The organism is Catenulispora pinisilvae (genome assembly GCF_015356865.1).
Taxonomy (GTDB): Bacteria; Actinomycetota; Actinomycetes; order Streptomycetales; family Catenulisporaceae; genus Catenulispora; species Catenulispora pinisilvae.
Genome location: NZ_JAAFZA010000022.1, coordinates 34,687 through 52,423, shown reverse-complemented (window position 1 = coordinate 52,423; position 17,737 = coordinate 34,687). Strand labels below are relative to the sequence as shown.

The window sequence follows — 17,737 nt, the reverse complement described above, 5'->3', positions numbered from 1 at the left end:
GTCAGGCATAGATCCCGAATTCGTAGAGCGAGTAGCCGTAGGCGGTTCCCCGTTGGGTGCCGTACATCCGCACATAGCGGCCGGTCCCGGCGACGTCGAAGTCGTCGACTCCGCCGGTGCCGGTCGTGGTGCTGTACACCGTGGTCCAGTTCGTGCCGTCGTTCGACACCTGGATCTGGTACGCCTGCCCGTAAGCGGACTCCCAGCCCAGCTGGACGTGCTTGATCGCAGTGGGCTGACCCAGGTCCACCTGGATCCACTGCGGATCGCTCCAGTCACTGGCCCAGCGCGTGGACCAGTTCCCGTCGGTGGCGTTCGCCGCGACGTACGTCTGGCCGTTGCCGGCGGCCTGGAACGACGACGCGGTAGTCGGCTTGCCCAGCGCCACGTTCGTGCCGGCAACCGGCGGCGCGACCACCCGGAACGACGCGGACTGGATGCCGACGCCACCGTGCTGGTCGTAGACGTACACGTACACCTTCCACACACCCAGGGTCTTCGGCGCGGTGATGGTGAACGCCCCAGGTCCGGTCTGGGTGTAGCTGGACGGCGACTGCAACGCGGTCCCGCCGTTGACGTACTTGCCGGACAACGCGACGTTGTAGCTCAGGGTGTCGCCGGTCGGGTTGTTCGCCGCGACGTTCACCGTGAACTGGCCGCCGGAAGGAACGCTCGCGGTATTGCTCAGCGTCATCGATGTGATCTCAGGGGGCGTATTCGTCTGCGCCTGCCCGGTGAACGCCTGCTTCACCGAGTAGTACGACAGCCGCTTCCAGCCACCGGTGAGCAGGTTGAACCAGACGCCGCCGAAGTCGTTCTCGACACCGTAGTTGAACAGCGTCCCGCCGAACGAGACGCCGGGGTGGCCGGCGATGCAGTTCCAGGCCGTGGTGTAGCCGTCGCGCTGCTGCTGGTCGGTGGGCTCGCTCGGAACGCCGTTGGCGTCGTTCGGCACCTCCCACTCGCCGGGGTCACCGCTCTCGGTGACGATGTAAGGCTTCGTATAGCCGCCGTTGACCCAGTCGGTGTTCACGTTGCACACCGCGCCGTAGGAGTTCACGGCGAGCAGGCCCAGACTCGGCGTGTACTGCTTGTAGTACGGCCACGCGCCGGTCCACGCGTCCGTCGAGGTGACCGGATGGTTGGGGTCGATGGAATGGATGGCCTCGGTGATCTGCTCCACGTACTGCGCGTAGGCGTCGCGCTCCTGCTCGACGGTCGCGCCGTTGGGGTAGGTGTAGTTCCCCGCGGTGTTGATGACCTCGTTGCCGACGTCCCACATCAGGGTTCCGGGATCGTTCTTGTACTGGTTGACGTACTGCTCGATGGTGCTCAGGGTGCTGGTTTTGTAGGCGGTGTCGTTGAGGTAGTCCGCCCCCTGATTCAGCCAGAACCCGTTGATGACCTTGATGCCGCGCGCCGCGGCCGCGTCGAGCAATGGTTGCGACGTGCCGTCGGTGCCCCAGGTGCGGATGGTGTTGACGCCCATCGAGGCCGCGTCGGCGAGGTAGCCGTCCCCCGCGGCGTTGCCGGGACCCCAGGTCACCCCCTTGACCTGGTACGGCGCCCCGTTCACGGTCAGCTGCCAGTTCCCCTGGCCGCCGGTGACCTTGACGACGTTCGCCCCGCTGGCCGGCGGCGGCGGCGTGAGCGGGGTCGGGGCCGGGCCGGTGGTGGTGTAGACCGAGACCGGTCCGACGCTCAGGGTGCCGCCGGAGGTGGTGGCGGCGTTCGGCGAGGTGCAGCCGCAGTCGGCGTTCGGCCAGGAGCCGCCGATCGCCAGGTCCAGGATCAGGAAGAAGCCGTGGTCCACGGCCGCCTGCCAGGTGGTGACGCCGACCTGGCTCTCGCTGACGGTCCAGGTGAGCTGGCCGTCGACCGAGAACCGGATCTGCTCGTCGGCCTGCGTGCGGTCGATGACCTCGGTGTAGGTGTGGTAGTCGGTCAGGCAGCCGGTGCAGGTTCGCAGACCGCTGCCACGGCCGCTGGACTCGTTGCACGGTCCGTTCGGCGCGGTCCCACAGTGCAGGCCCGAGGAGCTGGTCTGGTGGCCGTTGACGTTCTCCAGGATGTCGGTCTCGCCGATGGCCGGCCAGGTGCCGCCGCCGGTGCGCGAACCGCTGCCCAGCGCCCAGAACGCGGGCCAGTAGCCGGCCGGGTCCGCGACGTTCGGCTGCTTGATGCTCGCGGTGACCTCCAGCATGCCGCCGGCCGGTGCGGCGAAGTCAGAGCGCTGCGTCTCGATGCGCCCGGACGTCCAGTTCCCGCTGCCGTCTTCGAGGGCTGTGATGTTCAGATGACCGCCGCCGTCCACGGAAACGTTTGCGGTCGAAGACGACGCGGATTCCACCTCGCCGGTACCCCAATCCGCCGGTCCGCCCGGGGAGTTGTGGCCGGTGTCCTCGATCCAGTTGGCCGAGGACGGAGCGGTACCGGCCGCGCCGGCGAAGTTGTCCTGCCAGAGCAGGTTCCAGGCGGGCGGCGGCGGAGTGCTACTGCCGCTGCCGTAGATGCTGAGTTCCCATAGGGAGTAGCCGTAGCCGGTGTTGCGGGCGGTGCCGTACATGCGGATGTAACGTCCGCTGCCGGTCACGTTCAGGGTTTCGGTGCCGCCGGGTCCTGTGGTCGTGGAGTAGATCGGGGTCCAGGTGGTGCCGTCGGTGGAGGTCTGGATCTGGTAGGCCTTGCCGGAGGCGGTCTCCCAGTTCAACACCACCTGGCAGATGGCCTGGGTGGAACCCAGATCCACCTGGAGCCATTGTGGGTCAGAGAACTGCGACGACCAGCGTGTCCCGGTGTTCCCGTCCACCGCGGCGGATGCCGGATAGCCGGCACCCTCCAGCGACGAGGCGGTCGCGGTCTTGTTCAAAGCCAGATTCGTGCCGGTGTTACAACTGGCCGCCGACGCGCGGCGCGCGCTCAGCGACGGCACCGACACGACGGCCAGCAGCATGGCCAGGATGAGCAGTAAAGCGGACGACCTTCGTGCGGGATTCATGACCCTCCTACGCGGGTGGCGGACGGTGGGATGACCGTGCGGGGAGGGCGCCCCTTCGGTCCTGAATCGTCAGCCCTCTGATGGAGGGTGTCAAGAGGGAACCGGTTCCGGAACTGGTTTCGGTAGCGGTTCCGAAACCAGTTCCGGAACCGGATCCGTATTGACAGTCCGTAACACGTGCGCCACGTTTAAGGCCCGAGGGCGCTCTCTTCGGTTCCGCAATCCCCACACGCCTTGGAGAGCACATGAGTAATGCTTCGGCCCGTCCACGGGCTGCTTTGTTCGTCGTTCTCACACTGATGCTGGCCGTCTTGTCCGTGCCGTCATGGGGAGCGAAGGCCGCGTCGGCGGCCAGTTGTAACACCGGCACGAATCTGGCTTTGAACAAGACCGCGACCGCCTCGTCGCTGGAGGGTGCCGGCTATCCGGCATCCGCCGCGGTGGACGGGAACACCGGGACACGCTGGTCGTCGCAGTTCTCTGACCCACAATGGCTCCAGGTGGATCTGGGTTCCACCCAGGCCATCTGCCAGGTGGTGTTGAACTGGGAGACCGCCTCCGGCAAGGCCTACCAGATCCAGACCTCCACCGACGGCACCACCTGGACCCCGATCTACTCCACGACCACAGGACCCGGCGGCACCGAAACCCTGAACGTGACCGGCAGCGGACGTTACATCCGCATGTACGGCACCGCCCGCAACACCGGCTACGGCTACTCCCTATGGGAACTCAGCATCTACGGCAGTAGCAACGGCGGAGGCGGCACTCCCCCACCGCCGACCGGCGGGTCGCTCGGCTCGAACGTGATCGTGTTCAGCCCGTCGATGACGCAGTCCTCGATTCAGGCGACGCTGAACTCGATCTCGGACCAGCAGGTGCCCAGCGAGTTCGGCACCGGCCGCTACGAGTTGCTGTTCGAGCCCGGGACGTACGGCTCGGCGGCCACCCCGCTGATCTTCACGGTCGGGTACTACGAGGCCGTCGCCGGGCTCGGCCGGAACCCCGGTGACGTCACCATCAACGGCACCGTCGACTCCTACAACCAGTGCTCCGGCGGCACCTGCAACGCGACCACCAATTTCTGGCGCTCGCTGACCAACCTGACGATCAACGTCATGGGGATGTCCGGCTGCCAGAACGGCGACGACTTCTGGGCGGTCTCGCAGGCCGCGCCGATGCGCCGAGTACACGTCAACGGCAACCTGAGCCTGATGGACTACTGCGTCGGCGGCCCCGGCTACTCCAGCGGCGGCTTCATCGCCGACTCGCAGTTCACCGGCGGCACGGTCACCAACGGCTCGCAGCAGCAGTACATCACCCGGGACTCCGCGCTGGACGGCTGGAGCAACGGCGTGTGGAACCAGGTGTTCTGCGGCGACCCCGGCGCGCCGGCGCAGAGCTTCGCCTCGAACTCCGGCTTGTCCGGCGGTCCGCCGCCGTACACGACGCTGGCGACGTGCCCGGTCACGCGGGAGGCGCCGTATCTTTATCAGGACTCTGGCGGGAACTACAACGTGTTCGTCCCGTCCCTGGCCACCAACTCCAACGGTCCCACCTGGACCGGCGGCCAGACCCCGGGGACGTCGCTGTCGCTGAACACGTTCTTCGTGGTGCAGCCGTCGGCGACGGTGGACCAGATCAACGCGGCCCTGGCCGCCGGTGACAACCTGCTGTTCACCCCGGGTGTCTACAACCTCCCGTCGACGATCGCCGTCACCAGGCCGGACACCCAGATCGTCGGTCTGGGCTTCGCCACCCTGGTCCCGACCAGCGGCAACACCGCGCTGAGCGTCGCGGACGTCAGCGGCGTCACCGTCAGCGGCCTGATCTTCGACGCCGGGGCGACCACCTCGCCCTCGCTGCTCCAGGTCGGCACCGCGGGCTCCACCACCAACCACAGTTCCGACCCGGTGTCGCTGGACGACGTGTTCTTCCGCGTCGGCGGCGCGACCGCGGGCTCGGCGACCACGCCGCTGGTCGACGACAGCAACGACTCGCTGCTGGACGACGTGTGGATCTGGCGCGCGGACCACGGCGCGGGTGCCGGGACGTGGACCGGGGACCAGAGCCCGACCGGGCTGGTGGTGAACGGCAACCGCGTGACGTCCTACGGACTGGCGGTCGAGCACTTCCAGCAGAACGAGGTGGACTGGAACGGCCAGAACGGAACGGTGGTCTTCTTCCAGAACGAGAACCCGTACGAGGTCCCCAACCAGGCCGCGTGGATGGCTTCGGCGTCGCAGAAGGGGTATCCGGCGCTGTTCGTGCCCAACTCCGTCACCTCCTTCCAGGGCTATGGCTTGGGCAGCTACAGCTACTTCGACCAGGGTGCGGACATCCACAACGCGATGGCGTTCCAGGTGCCGCAGACCTCCGGGGTGCAGCTGCACGACCTGCTGACGGTGTTCCTGAACGGCTCGGGCGGGATCGACTCGGTGGTCAACGGGACCGGGAAGGCGGTGAGCTCGGCGTTCGGGGGGCCGTCTGACGTGGTCAGCTATCCCTGATCCGGCCCTGAACTATCCCTGAGTACACAGTCCGGCCGGCTCCCGGGATTCGATCTCCCCGGGAGCCGGCCCGGACCGCCACGTATCCTGGCGCGGTGACGCACACCAAGATCCGCTGGGGCATCCTCGCGACCGGCTCCATCGCCGCCACCTTCACCAAGGACCTGCTGACGCTCGACGACGCCGAGGTGGTGGCGGTCGGATCGCGCACGCTCGACTCGGCGAAGGCCTTCGCCGACCGGCACGGGATCCCGCGGGCCTACGGCTCGTGGGCCGAGCTGGCCGCCGATCCCGAGGTCGACATCGTCTACGTCGCCACCCCGCATTCGGCCCACCACGAGGCCTCCGCGCTGTGTCTGGACGCGGGCAAGGCGGTGCTGTGCGAGAAGCCGCTCACGTTGGACGCCGCGCAGGCCGAGGACCTGTGCCGGCGCGCCGAGGCCGCGGGCGTCTTCTTCATGGAGGCGATGTGGACCCGCTGCGTGCCGGCCGTGCTGCGGATGGTCGAGATGGTGCGGGCCGGGGCCATCGGGGAGCCGCGGCTGGTCACGGCCGACTTCTCCGTCGTCTTCGAAGGCGGCCCCGAGCACCGGATGCGCAACCCGGCGCTCGGCGGCGGCGCGCTGCTGGACCTCGGCGTCTACCCGCTCGCGATCTCGCAGCTGGTCTTCGGCACACCGAGCGTCGTGCAGGCGGTCGCCACCTTGACCCCGGAGGGCGTCGACGACACGACCGCCGTCACCCTCGTCCACCCCGGCGGCGGCGTCTCGGCGCTGACCTGCTCGCTGTCGGCGGACGGCACGTGGAGCGCGACGGTGGCCGGGAGCGAGGGCCGGATCGAGTTCGGACGCGGGTTCACCTCCCCCTCCGGCTTCTCGGTGTTCCGCCAGGGCGATCTCGTCGAACGGGTCGAGGCGCCGTACCTGGCCGGGGGCATGGCCCACGAGGCGATCGAGGCGCAGCGGTGCCTGCGGGAAGGGCTGCGCGAGAGCCCGCTGGCGCCGTGGTCGGAGACGCTCGCCGTGATGCGGACGATGGACACGGTGCGGGGGCAGGTCGGCGTGGTCTATCCGGAGGGCCGGGGATGAGCGTCGTGAGCGTCGCAGAACTGGAGCTGGCCGACTGGCGGCGGCAGGTCAACGAGTTGTACGCGGCCATCCGCAACGCCGAGAGCCCCGAGGCGGGGCATGCGACGTGGCGCGCCGGCCGCGACACGCTGTTCCGCACGCACCCGCAAAGCTCGCTGCCGCCAGGCGATCCGCTCCGGGACACCGGCCTGCCGTACTGGCCCTACGACCCGAGCCTGCGGTTCGAACTGCCGCTGCTTCCGGCCGCCGACCGCGCCACCGACCGTTCCACCGATCCCGCCGCCGCCCCCGAGCAGATGGCCGTGCCGACCGGCGGCGACGAGGTCACGGACCTGGTCCGAATCGGGCGGGTGGAGCTGCCCGAACCGTTCGGCGCCGGGCTCGACGTGTGGTGGCTGGCGCAGTACGGAGGCGGATTGTTCCTGCCGTTGCGCGACGGCACCGCGGGGAACGGAAGCTACGGCGGCGGGCGCTACCTGCTGGACACGGCCAAGGGTGCCGACCTCGGCGGCTCGGACACGACGCTGACCATCGATCTCAACTTCCTGTATCACCCCTCCTGCCGCTACAGCCCCGAGTGGGTCTGCCCGCTCGCGCCGCCTGGGAACACCATCTCCGCGGCGATCCGCGCTGGTGAGCGCATGCCCTGAGGTGATGCGCGGCGTCTGCATGATCTTGCGTGTCGCTCCCGGCCCGCGGCGCGGCTGTCCGAAAGACTATGCGCAAGATCAATTCGCAGAAGGGCAGTTCGATGAGACTCCGCAGTGCACTCGCCGTCGCCGCGGCCGCCGGCCTGGGCATCCTGGCCGGCGCCCCCTCGGCCATGGCCGCCAGCCACCGCCACCACACCCAGGGCACGTTCAGCTACGTCTGGACCGACCACCACGGGAACCGGCACGATGCCGAGTTGGTGGACCCCGAGGCTCGGGAGTGCGTCGACCTTCCGCAGGTCACCGGTGACCACGAGGTGCTGCCGCCGGCGGACTCGCCGAGGAATCGCACCAACTCGACCGCCGTCGTCTTCAGCGACGCGGACTGCGACGGCAACCACTTCAGCCTGCGGCCGCTGACCGGCCGCGGCAGCGAGCGCCTGAAGGTGCGCTCGGTGGTCTTCTCCTGACTGGCCCCGCTCTGTGAAATCGAGTGGCCCCGCAGGAGTTCCGCGGGGCCACTCGATTCACCAAGTCAAGGTCAGCGTCAGGGCAACACCCACTCCTGATTCGCCCCGGCGTCGCAGTCGTAGATGATCAGCTGCGTCCCGGAGCCGCCGGAGGCGCTGTCGTCCAGGCACTTCCCGGACTGCGGGTTGACCAGCTCCCCGTTCGGCTGCGGCGACCAGTTCTGCGCCCCGGAGTTGTTGCACGTGTACAGCTGCACCAGAGTCGAGTTCCCCGTGTTGCCGCCCTGCACGTCCAGGCACTTGCCCAGCGTCTGTAGCGTGCCGTTGTTCTCGACCGTCCACTGCTGGGCGTTCGTCTGGTCGCACGTGTAGACCTGCACCGGGTTGGCGTCCGTGGTGACGGCGTTCCGATCGTCCAAGCACAAGCCCTGATATCCGGTCACCTGTCCTGTCGGCGGGCTCCCGGAACCGATCGCGACCTTATTCGTGCTCGAAGTCCCGGCGCCGGTCGTCACCGAGACCGTGGCGGTGGTTCCAGGCGTGACGGCCCACTCGTTGTTCGAGCCGGACGGCTGCGGGACCGTGAACGTGATGGCGCTGTCGCTCCAGCTGTTCACGGTGAAGCCGGCCAGGTCGCCCGGCGCGCCCCAGTTGGTGCCGTTGTCACTGAACGTCAGGTAGCTGCTGCCCTGGCTGGCGCCGAAGCCGCTGCCGGTGACCGTGACCTGCTGCCCGGCCGAGGCGGTGGCTGGGGAGCTGGAGGTGATGGTCGGGGTGCTCGGCTCCGAGCGCTGCACGGGAGTGCCGCCGGTCTGGGTGATCGTGAGGCTGGACGAGGTCGCGACCGCGCCGAGCGGCACCTGCAACGTGTCGCTGGCGCTGTTGTAGCTCCACTGCGAGGACGACAGCGTCTGCCCGTTGATCTGCACCGAGCTCGGCTGCGACTCGTCGACCAGGGCGAGCGTGTAGTTCCGGCTGCTCGGCGCGCCCTGGTAGGAGCCGGTGGCCGGCGAGATCGTCAGCGTGGAGCTCGCCCCGGAGGCGTTCTCGGTGTAGGCGATCGGGGTCTGCGTCGACTGCCCCGACTGGTAGCCGAGGCCGGTCCCGGCGTCGTCGTACAGCGAGTACGAGCCGTTCGCGCCGGCGTGCACCTGCACCGTGATCGGCGCGGAGCCGGCGCTGGTCGCCTGTCCGTTCGAGGGCTGCAACGAGATGATGCCGCCCTCCTTGACGAACACCGGCATCCGGCTGGTCGGCGTGTTAATGCTCTGCGTCCCCGGCCCGGTGAACGTGGCGCCGGTGAAGTAGTCCTGCCACGTGCCCGGCGGGAACCAGACCTGCGTGGTGACGTCGGCACCGGGCTGGGTGACCGGTGCGACCAGCACGTTGGCGCCGAGCGTGTACTCGGTCGGGTTGGTGTAAGCGGCGGGCTGGCCGGGATAGTTCAGATACAGGGCCTGCGTCATCGGGATTCCGCTGCCGCTGGACTGCGCGGCCAGCGTGTACAGGTACGGCACCAGCTCCTCGCGCAGCTGCATGAAGTTGTCGCCGACCGCCTGCGTCGCGGCGTCGTACTGCCACGGCAGCCGCGCGTTCTGCCCGCTGTTCGAGTGCTCGCGCATGATCGGCTGGAACGTCCCCAGCTGCATCCACCGCAGATACAGATCGTCCGGCACGTTCGCGTTGCCGTCGTTCGAGCCCAGGAAGCTGCCGATGTCATCGCTGACGTAGGGCTCGCCGATGCTCCCCTCGTCCTGCGCGAGTTGCGCCTCGCTGGCCAGCTCGTTCCACGTGCCCTGACTGTCGCCGGTGAAGGCGATCGCCGAGCGGTGGTCGGCCCAGGGGCCGGCGGCGTAGGCGCCGGCCTGCGAGTTCTGGTTCGAGGCGCCGACCCGGGCCAGGTCGAAGCCGCGGTCGCCGTTGTTCACCATCTGCCGCGCGGTCAGGTAGTTGATCCACGCGTCGGGGGTGACGCCGGGCTGGGAGAACACGCCGCTGTTGTCGCAGCACCAGTCCAGCCAGGTCATCCCGACAGCGTTCTGAGTCGGGTCGGCGGTGGCGAAGTACGACTCGGCCTGCGCCACGTTGCCCCAGTCCCAGACCGCGCAGTCCCCGCCGTTGGCGCAGCCGGACTGAACCGAGAGCGTGTTGCCGGCGATGTCCTGGGCCTGGGAGTAGAGCGGGTCGTTCGTCGCGATCGCGGAGTGCACGTTGAGCGCGACGTCGATGCCCTGGGCCTTGGCCCAGTCGGTGAAGGCGGTCGGATCGGGGAACAGCGAGGAGTTCCACTCCCAACCGTTCCAGGTGTTCGGGCTCTTCCAGTCGGTGTCGACCGACAGGTCGTCCAGTGAGACGCCGTTGGCCTGGAACTGCGGCAAGATCGTGCCCTGATAATCAGAGGTCGAATAACCGTAGTAGCGGGAGAACCAGTTCCCGAACACCGACTCGTCGGGCAGCGTCGACGGCCCGGTCAGCTTGGCCAGGTCGCCCAGCGCGCCGGTGAAGTTCTGCCCGTAGCCGAACAGGTAGCCGTCCTGGACGTCTCCGGTCGGGCGGTTCGCCACCCAGCCGTCCGAGGTCCAGACCGAGGTCTGGGAGTCGTCCAGCAGGTACCAGCCGGACTGGTCGAGCAGACCGGAGGCCATTTGCGGGATGTTCGCGGTGCAGGCGTCGCCGCTCTGGCCGCTGGCGCAGGAGGGGCCGCCGGAGTAGGAGCCGTTGACCGAGTCGTAGGAACGGATGTAGCCGCCGAGCGGGTTGGCCGGGGCGAACGGGGCCGCGCTCGCGCCGGGTGCGGTCACCGAGACGTCGTCGGCGTTCACGTTGCAGCTGTCGCCGCTGTCGCAGTTCATCGCGACGGTGTCGGTACCGCCGGCCAGCGTCACCGGGACGGTGACCGTCGACCAGTCGTCCCAGCTCGCCGTGGCCGGGAAGCTGACCTGGGTGGTGACGCCGTTGACGACCAGGTCCTCGGTCCGGGTCTCGGTGTTGCCGTCACCGCCCTTGTTGTTGGCGTACCGGATGGTGACGTTCGCCGCGCCGGCCGTGGTGCCCAGCACCCGCCACGACGCGTCCGCGCCGGTGGCGGTCAGGCCCGCGACGAACCCCGGCGGGCTCTGGTAGCCGGTGTGGTTGTCAGCGATCGACGCGCCACCGCCCAGCGAGGCGGCGCCGGCCTGGCAGGACTGGCCGAACGTGCACTCCCCGCCCCACGTCGGCGTGACGTTCGCCGACGCCCCCGGCGGCAGCGCGCCGAGCAGCCGCATCTTCGTGTTGACCGCGGTGAACGGGCCGGAGCCGACCTGGTACGTCAGCGTCATCGCGCTGGTGGTGATGGTGAGCTGGCCGTTCGCCACTTTGCTGGTGAAGGACGGGACCGTGAAGGCGCGGTCCATGATGTCGAAGGTCGGATCGTCCAGGAAGCCGCCGGTCGGCGAGTACTCCATCCGGATCACGCCGGGCGTCAGCACCTCGAAGCGCGCGTCGCCCTGGACGACGGTGGCCTGGGACGCGGCCTTGCCGTTCGCCATGTTGATCGGGTTGGACAGGTTGACCGGGGACGAATCCGAGGTCGCCGTCTGCGCGGCGGCCGGGATGACCGCGGCGATCAGGGCCGCCGAGATCAGCCCGCTGATAAGCGGCAGGCGGCGCCGCACGGCATGCTTGGTCGCGCGCTTGGTCGCGCGCTTCGTAACGCTCCTCATGACGCGCTTCATGACAGCGTCCACTTCTGGTTCGCGCCGTCGTTGCAGTCATAGATCTGCAACTGCGTACCCGATCCGCCGGAGCTCGTATCGTCCAGGCACCTGCCGGAGTTGGGGTTGAGCAGTTCGCCGTTGCTCTGCGGCTGCCAGACCTGAGCGACGGTGTTGTTGCAGGTGTAGAGCTGGACGAGGGTGCCGTTCGCGGTACCGGCGCCGTTCACGTCCATGCATTTGCCCAGAGCCTGCAAGGTGCCGTTCGAAGCCACCGTCCACTGCTGGGCGTTGGTGTTGTTGCACGTGTAGACCTGAACCGGAGTGCGGTCGGCACTGCTGGCGCTGCGCACGTCGACACACAGGCCCTGGTAGCCGGTGATCGGGCCGGTTCCGGTGCCCGTGGAGGAGCCCGCCGGAGAGATCCACTCCTGATTCGGCGCGCCGGAGCAGTCCAAGATCTGGACCTTCGTCCCCGAAAGGCCGGAGCCGGTGTCGTCCAGGCAGCGGCCGGACGCCGGGTTGCGCAGCGTGCCGTTGGTCTGCGGCTGCCACTGCTGTGCGCCGGTGTTGTTGCAGGTGTACAGGTCGACCGCGGTGCCGTTCGCGGTGCCACCGGCAGCGACGTCCAGGCACTTGCCCAGCGAGCGAACCGTGCCGTCGGATTCCTCGGTCCACTGCTGGGAGTTGGTGCCGTTGCAGGTGAAGACCTCGACGGCCGTGCCGTCGGCGTTGTTGGCCCCGGTCACGTCCAGGCAAAGACCCTGATACCCGACCAGCGGCGTCGTCGGGACCCCGGCTGTCGAGGGCGTGACGGTCCACAGGAAGGTCGTGGTCGCCTGCGCGCCGTCGGCGTCCTTGGCGGTCACGGTGACGGTGGTGGTGCCGGCGGTCGTCGGCGTGCCGGTGATCTGACCGGAGGAGGAGATCGACACACCGGCGGGCAGGCCGGTCGCGGTGAACTCAGGAGTCTGACCCGCGGTCGAATCGCCGGCCGTCACCTGCACCGAGGCTGCCGCGCCGGCCAGGCCTTCCTGCGGGCCCGGGCTGGTGACGCTCACCGGCTGGCCGAGCTGGTTCGCGGCCACGGAGAGCGTGCCGGACAGCCCGAGCGCCGAGGCGGAGTCAGCATCGCCGACCGCGATGCCGTAGCCGCCGGTGCTGGTGGCCCAGTTGTTCGCGCTGGTGCTCCAGTAGCGCAGGTTCTGCTCGGTGACCGGGAAGGACACCGTCTGGCTCTGGCCGGGCTGGAGGTCCACCCGCGCGAAGCCCTCAAGCTGGCGCGGCGGCTGGCCCGAGGCCGCCGGGTCGGTGACGTACAACTGCGCGACGTCGGCACCCTCGCGGCTGCCGGTGTTGGTCACGGTGGCCGTGACGGTCGCCGCGCCGCCCTGTGGCAGGGAGCTGATGTGCAGGTTCGAGTAGGAGAAGCTGGTGTAGGACAGGCCGTATCCGAACGGGAACAACGGCGTCAGGCCCTTGCTGTCATACCAGCGGTAGCCGACGTCCACCCCCTCGGAGTACTGCACCTGGCCGTTGACGCCCGGCCACTGCGCGCTGGTGCTCGCCGGGACCTGGGACAGCGACGTCGGGAACGTCACCGGCAGGTGGCCCGAGGGATTGGTGGTGCCGAACAACACGTTCGCGATCGCCGTGCCGTCGCTCTGCCCCGGGTACCAGGCCTCCAGCACGCCCTTGACCGAGGACAGCCACGGCATGGTGACCGCCGAGCCGGTGTTCAGGACCACGATGGTGTTCGGGTTCGCGGTGGCCACCGCGGAGATCAGCGCGTTGTCCGAGGCGGACAGGTCGATGCCCGACAGGTCGCTGCCCTCGGACTCGGCGTTGCTGACGAAGACCACTGCGACGCTGGAGCTGGCTGCCAGCGAGGCAGCCGAACCGCTGTTGGTGCCGTCGTTGTAGGCCACGGTCGTACCTGCGGGCGCCGCACTGGTGATGCCCTGCAACGGGGTCACCGTGCCGCTGGAGTTGACGCTCGCACTGCCGCCGCCGGCGCTCTGCACGCTGGTCGAGGCGTCGGCGCCGATGACGGCGATCGAGGAGTTGCCCGAGCCCAGCGGCAGGACGTTCCCCGAATTCTTCAACAGCACCGTGCCCTGCTCCGCCAGGTGTTCCCCGGTCGCCTGATCGGCGGCGTCGGTCGCGGTCCCGGCCGGTGAGCCCACGGGCGGCCTGTCGAACAGTCCGAAGGCGAACTCCTGGGTGAGGATCCGGGAGACCGAGGTGTCGATCACCGACTGCGACACCTGGCCGGCGTTGACGGCCGATATCAGGGAGCTGCCGAAGTTGGTGTTGTCACCGGGCATGTCCTGGTCCAGGCCGGCGTTCACGGCCGGGGCGCCGGAGTGGGTGGCGCCCCAGTCGGAGGTGACGAAGCCGGAGAAGCCGAACTGCTGGCGCAGCGCGGTGTTGAGGATGTCGGGGTCCTGGCAGGCGTAGGTGCCGTTGATGGTGCTGTAGGAGCACATCACCGACGACGCGGCGCCCTGCTGCACCGAGGTCTGGAAGGCGGGCAGGTAGATCTCCTGCAACGTCTGGTCGGAGGCGATCACGTTGTCCGAGGGGGTGTTGCGGTTCGTCTCCTGGTTGTACGCGGCCAGGTGCTTCACCTGCGCCATCGTCCCGGTCGACTGCACGCCCCGGATGTCGGCCGCGCCCATCTGCCCGTTGAGATAGGGGTCTTCGCCGACCGACTCGAAGGCCCGGCCCCACCGCGGGTCGCGGACGATGTTGATGGTCGGGCCCAGATCGACGGTCGTGCCCTTGGCCGACTGCTCGGCACCGATCACCTGCCCGAAGCTCTGCTCGGCGGAGGTGTCGAAGGTCGCTGCGATGTCGACCGGCGCGGGCAACTGGGTGACGTTGTTCATGCCGTCGGCGACCCCGGCCGGGCCGTCCTCCAGGTTCATCGCCGGGATGCACAACGAGCCGATGGCCGGGGTGAACCCGACGTAGCTGGAGCCGCCGGTCCCGGTCATCAGCTGGACCTTCTGGGCCAGCGTCATATGCGAGAGCACCTGGCTCACCCGTTGTGGGATCGGCGCGCTCGAACCGACCCAGGGACAAGCGGTGGACGCGGCCGGGGCGGACTGCGCGGCCTGCGCGCCGGGCGTGGCGGCGTACGTCGCGATCACGGACGCCGACAGCGCGGCCAGCGCCACACCCACTCGGGCCCGGACGAGCCGGGATCTGGGCGTGCGGCTGGCCCTGGTGGCGGATCTGGGCGTGGTGCCTGGCATGGTGCCTCCGGGGACATGCGGAAACAGTGGCCGGTGCGGGAGGTGGCGCCGCGCGGGGTCGAGCCGCGGCCGGGGACGGCGAGAGGGCCGCCGTCGGCAGGGGTTTGTTGTAGCCACCAACAACCGATGCGTAACGCGGATGAAACACCTGCGACGTGCGGCTGTCAATACCTCACGAAAGCACCGGACCAGCCCGATTGTGGCCCTCACCAGCGGTTATATGGAGAAGGCCCCTGAGATTGCGCTGGGGCTATTTGAGGCCGGCGACGGCCGACGTCACCTGCGTCCGCACCGAGTCGGGGAGCCCGGACAGGCCCTCGACGGACAGCTTGACCTGCTCGGCGGGACTGGACAAGAAGCTCAGGAGGCTCTTCAGGAGCGGCAGTTTCGCCGCGTCGTTGCCGGAGGCGCAGACGACTTCGTACGGGACGCTCACAGCCGGGTAACTGTTCGCCGGGGGGGGTTCGCGTAGCCGGCGGCCGGGTTCACCACCACGCCGCCGCCTGCCGTGTCGACGGGGGACGCCGCGAGGTAGGCGGCGACGCTCGTGTCGGACAGTCCCGTGTTGTTCAGCCCGACGGTACCGAACGCGTTGAGCTTCGAAGTGCCCTGATCGAGGTAGGCGATGGCACCGTCGGTGCCGAACATGGCCTGGGTGATGGCCGAGGAGCCGGTGAGGCTGGTGTTCACCGCGGTCGGCAGCCAGTCGGCGGTCAGCGTCGTGGCCGTCCCCCACAGTTCCAGCAACCGGGTCGGGGCCGGCCGGGCGTCAGGGTCCTTGGCCAGGCACTCGGCGACCACCTCGCGCAGGTCGTCCGGGACCGCTGCCGGAACTCGGCATCCCCGGCCAGCGGCCGGTGCACACACTTCACCGCGACCAACCGGCCGCCCGGCGACTGACCGAGATACACGACCCCCATGCCGCCGCTGCCCAGACGCCCGAGCAGGCGGTAGCGGCTGACGGCCGTGGGGTCGTGCGGCAGCAGCGGATCCATGAAACGATTCTTCGCAGAAGATCATTGCGGTGTTGCAGGGCTCACGGCACTGAAGCAGCGCGGGCAAGGATCTCCTCGACGGTCTGCTCCACGCTCAGCTCCGAAGTGTCCAGCCACAGCCCGATCCGAGGCGTCTGCTCGCGGAGGTATGCATCGAGCTCTGACACACCTTCATCGCCCGGCTTGTAGGCGACTTTCCCTCGCGCCGCCTGCCTGGCTTCGTCGCGCTTGCGCACCACATCAGGGCGCGGTGCGAGGACCACGACGTTGCAGGGGCGGGTACGGATCGCCGCGACCATGTCCGTCAGGTATGGGCCGAGAATGACGTCCTGGAGCACCACGGTGAAGCCGGCGCCGGCGTACGCGTCGGCGGCCGAGGCCGCGAGCGCGTAGCGCAGCCGGAGCTGGCGGAGCGCTTCCGGCGGCGGAACGGCCGACCCCATGTCCGCGCGGCCGTTGACCACCATGCGACGGAACACATCGCCGCGCAGATGCACCGAGCGTTCAAACCGCTCGGCCAGCGCCTGCGCCACGGTCGACTTGCCGGCGGCTTGGATGCCGGTGAGGAGGAACACTGTTGCCACGACCTGGACCTTGCCATCCGCGGCCGGCTTCGCGCCAACGACTTTCGGCTTAGGCTCCGATTCCGATTCCGACTCCGACTCCGACTCCGGGCCCGGGCACCGATTCCGAACGGCGCACGGCACTCAGCCCCTCAAGCCGACAGCTCCCCCGGCTCCCCGCCGCTCATCACCGCCAGCGTCTGCGGCGCGCGCGCCAGCACCCGGGCCGCGGCGCCGCGTACCTCGGCGCTGGAGCCGAGGCGGCCCGGTACCACGGTGACCTGCCGGGCGGCCGAGGGCAGTGCGTAGCGTGCGATGCCGTGCCGGATCGGGGTGAACAGGGCCTCGCCGAGGGCTGCCAGGTCGCCGCCGACCACGATCAGGCGGGGGTTCATCAGGGTGATGACTGATGCCAGCGCCCGGCCCACCGCCTCGCCGGTGTCCTCGATGACGCGCGCGGTGCCCGGGGTGCCGGTGGCCAGGAGGTCGGGGAGGTCGGCCGGGGCCACGGGCTCGCCCCAGCTCTCCTGGAGCAGGCGGGCCACGGCGACGGGGCTGGCGATGGTCTCCAGGCAGCCGCGGTTGCCGCAGCGGCAGACCAGGCCGTCGGGGATGGCGGGGAGGTGGCCGATCTCGCCGGCCAGGCCGCCGGCGCCGAGTTGGAGGCGGCCGGCGGCGATGACGCCGGCGCCGATGCCGGCGGACAGGCGGATGTAGACCATGTCCTGGCTGTCGCGGCCGGCGCCGTACATGTGCTCGGCCAGGGCCCCGGCGTTGGCGTCGTTGGTGAGCTCGATGGTCAGGCCGGTGCGGTGTTCCAGTTCGGGGCCGGGGCGGATGCCGGTCCAGCCGGGCATGATGCCCTCGGCGGACAGCGCGCCGTCGGCGTCGACCGGGGCCGCGATGCCGACGCCCAGGCCCAGGACGCGTTCGCGCGCGACGCCGTTCTCGGTGACGGCGCGCGCCACCAGGTCCGCGGCGAGGTCCAGGGTCTCGTGCGGCGCGCGGTCGACCTCCTTGGCCTCGACGGTCTCCCACAACGGCGTGCCGTGCACGTCGCACAAGGCGACCCGGACATGTGCGTGCCCGATGTCCACGCCGATCGCGTAGACGACCGACCGGTTCAGGGCCAACGGCAGCGCGGGCCGGCCCATCGAGCGGTTCTCCGCCTCGGCCGAACCGTTCTCCTCCAGCACCAGCCCGGCCGCGATCAGGTCCGCGACCAGAACGGACACCGTCGCCCGGGACAGCCCGGTGAGCCGGACCAGCTCCGGCCGGCTGGTCGTGCTGCTGGCGAGCAGGACCTGCAGGACCCGTAAACGGCCCTCTTCTCGCAGATTAGGCGGCGCGGCGACGATGCCCTCCTCAGATCGATCCGGATGGCACTCATGGTACGGCCGCGCCGCTGGCGGCGAATACATCCGATGACTGAGTAAGGCGCCCGCCGGAAGCCGATTGACAGCGGAACACCCAGATGCAACGCGCAACTTACGCTTAACATTAAAACA

General features: G+C 69.3%; 11 protein-coding genes. 4 read left to right on the top strand and 7 right to left on the bottom strand.

From position 1 onward, the window contains the following. Position 1: 1 nt before the first annotated feature. Entirely contained in the window at positions 2-2,998 is a 2,997-nt protein-coding gene (locus tag IZR01_RS08875; RefSeq protein WP_194923556.1) for a galactose-binding domain-containing protein, read from the bottom strand. Between the two features lie 245 nt (positions 2,999-3,243). On the opposite strand from IZR01_RS08875, the gene IZR01_RS08870 reads away from it, so the two are divergent. The 4 genes from IZR01_RS08870 to IZR01_RS08855 all read left to right on the top strand — a co-directional run bounded on the left by IZR01_RS08870 (position 3,244) and on the right by IZR01_RS08855 (position 7,716). Continuing rightward, positions 3,244-5,508 carry a discoidin domain-containing protein gene (locus tag IZR01_RS08870; protein WP_194923555.1) on the top strand — a complete coding sequence of 755 codons (2,265 nt, stop codon included), beginning with the start codon at positions 3,244-3,246 and terminating at the stop codon, positions 5,506-5,508. 95 nt (positions 5,509-5,603) lie between these two features. Then, a complete protein-coding gene (locus tag IZR01_RS53060) occupies positions 5,604-6,596 on the top strand; it encodes a Gfo/Idh/MocA family protein (protein ID WP_194923554.1) in 993 nt (330 codons plus the stop codon). Between the two features lie 5 nt (positions 6,597-6,601). Further along, entirely contained in the window at positions 6,602-7,246 is a 645-nt protein-coding gene (locus IZR01_RS08860) for a DUF1684 domain-containing protein (protein WP_323746956.1), read from the top strand. Positions 7,247-7,347: 101 nt separating this feature from the next. Next, positions 7,348-7,716: a hypothetical protein gene (locus IZR01_RS08855; protein ID WP_194923552.1), complete on the top strand. Its 369-nt coding sequence runs from the start codon at positions 7,348-7,350 to the stop codon at positions 7,714-7,716. Between the two features lie 77 nt (positions 7,717-7,793). Here the strand turns inward: IZR01_RS08855 and IZR01_RS08850 are convergent, their stop codons facing one another. The 6 genes from IZR01_RS08850 to IZR01_RS08825 form a co-directional block, all read right to left on the bottom strand. Then, positions 7,794-11,420 (bottom strand): TIM-barrel domain-containing protein, encoded by a 3,627-nt coding sequence (locus IZR01_RS08850; protein ID WP_194923551.1) that lies wholly within the window; start codon positions 11,418-11,420, stop codon positions 7,794-7,796. Between the two features lie 8 nt (positions 11,421-11,428). Next, the gene (locus IZR01_RS08845; RefSeq protein ID WP_194923550.1) at positions 11,429-14,671 is read right to left on the bottom strand and encodes a glycoside hydrolase family 3 C-terminal domain-containing protein; all 3,243 of its coding nucleotides are present in this window, start codon (positions 14,669-14,671) and stop codon (positions 11,429-11,431) included. 250 nt (positions 14,672-14,921) lie between these two features. Then, on the bottom strand, positions 14,922-15,107 hold the full coding sequence (locus IZR01_RS08840; RefSeq protein WP_194923549.1) for a hypothetical protein: 186 nt from the start codon (positions 15,105-15,107) through the stop codon (positions 14,922-14,924). Continuing rightward, positions 15,104-15,472, bottom strand: coding sequence for a hypothetical protein (locus tag IZR01_RS08835; RefSeq protein WP_194923548.1), 369 nt, complete (start codon positions 15,470-15,472; stop codon positions 15,104-15,106). The genes IZR01_RS08840 and IZR01_RS08835 overlap by 4 nt, the downstream gene beginning before the upstream one ends. 235 nt (positions 15,473-15,707) lie before the next feature. Next, entirely contained in the window at positions 15,708-16,241 is a 534-nt protein-coding gene (locus IZR01_RS08830) for an AAA family ATPase (protein ID WP_194923547.1), read from the bottom strand. A 140-nt stretch (positions 16,242-16,381) separates the two neighbouring features. Next, the gene (locus tag IZR01_RS08825; RefSeq protein WP_194923546.1) at positions 16,382-17,650 is read right to left on the bottom strand and encodes an ROK family transcriptional regulator; all 1,269 of its coding nucleotides are present in this window, start codon (positions 17,648-17,650) and stop codon (positions 16,382-16,384) included. Between the last annotated feature and the right edge of the window lie 87 nt (positions 17,651-17,737).

What these genes read in the sequence shown, in the direction of transcription:
- IZR01_RS08850 (WP_194923551.1), bottom strand. Translation starts at nt 11,420, where the DNA reads ATGAGGAGCGTTACGAAGCGCGCGACCAAGCGCGCGACCAAGCATGCC.
- IZR01_RS08825 (WP_194923546.1), bottom strand. Translation starts at nt 17,650, where the DNA reads ATGTATTCGCCGCCAGCGGCGCGGCCGTACCATGAGTGCCATCCGGAT.
- IZR01_RS08875 (WP_194923556.1), bottom strand. Translation starts at nt 2,998, where the DNA reads ATGAATCCCGCACGAAGGTCGTCCGCTTTACTGCTCATCCTGGCCATG.
- IZR01_RS08855 (WP_194923552.1), top strand. Translation starts at nt 7,348, where the DNA reads ATGAGACTCCGCAGTGCACTCGCCGTCGCCGCGGCCGCCGGCCTGGGC.
- IZR01_RS08870 (WP_194923555.1), top strand. Translation starts at nt 3,244, where the DNA reads ATGAGTAATGCTTCGGCCCGTCCACGGGCTGCTTTGTTCGTCGTTCTC.
- IZR01_RS08845 (WP_194923550.1), bottom strand. Translation starts at nt 14,671, where the DNA reads ATGCCAGGCACCACGCCCAGATCCGCCACCAGGGCCAGCCGCACGCCC.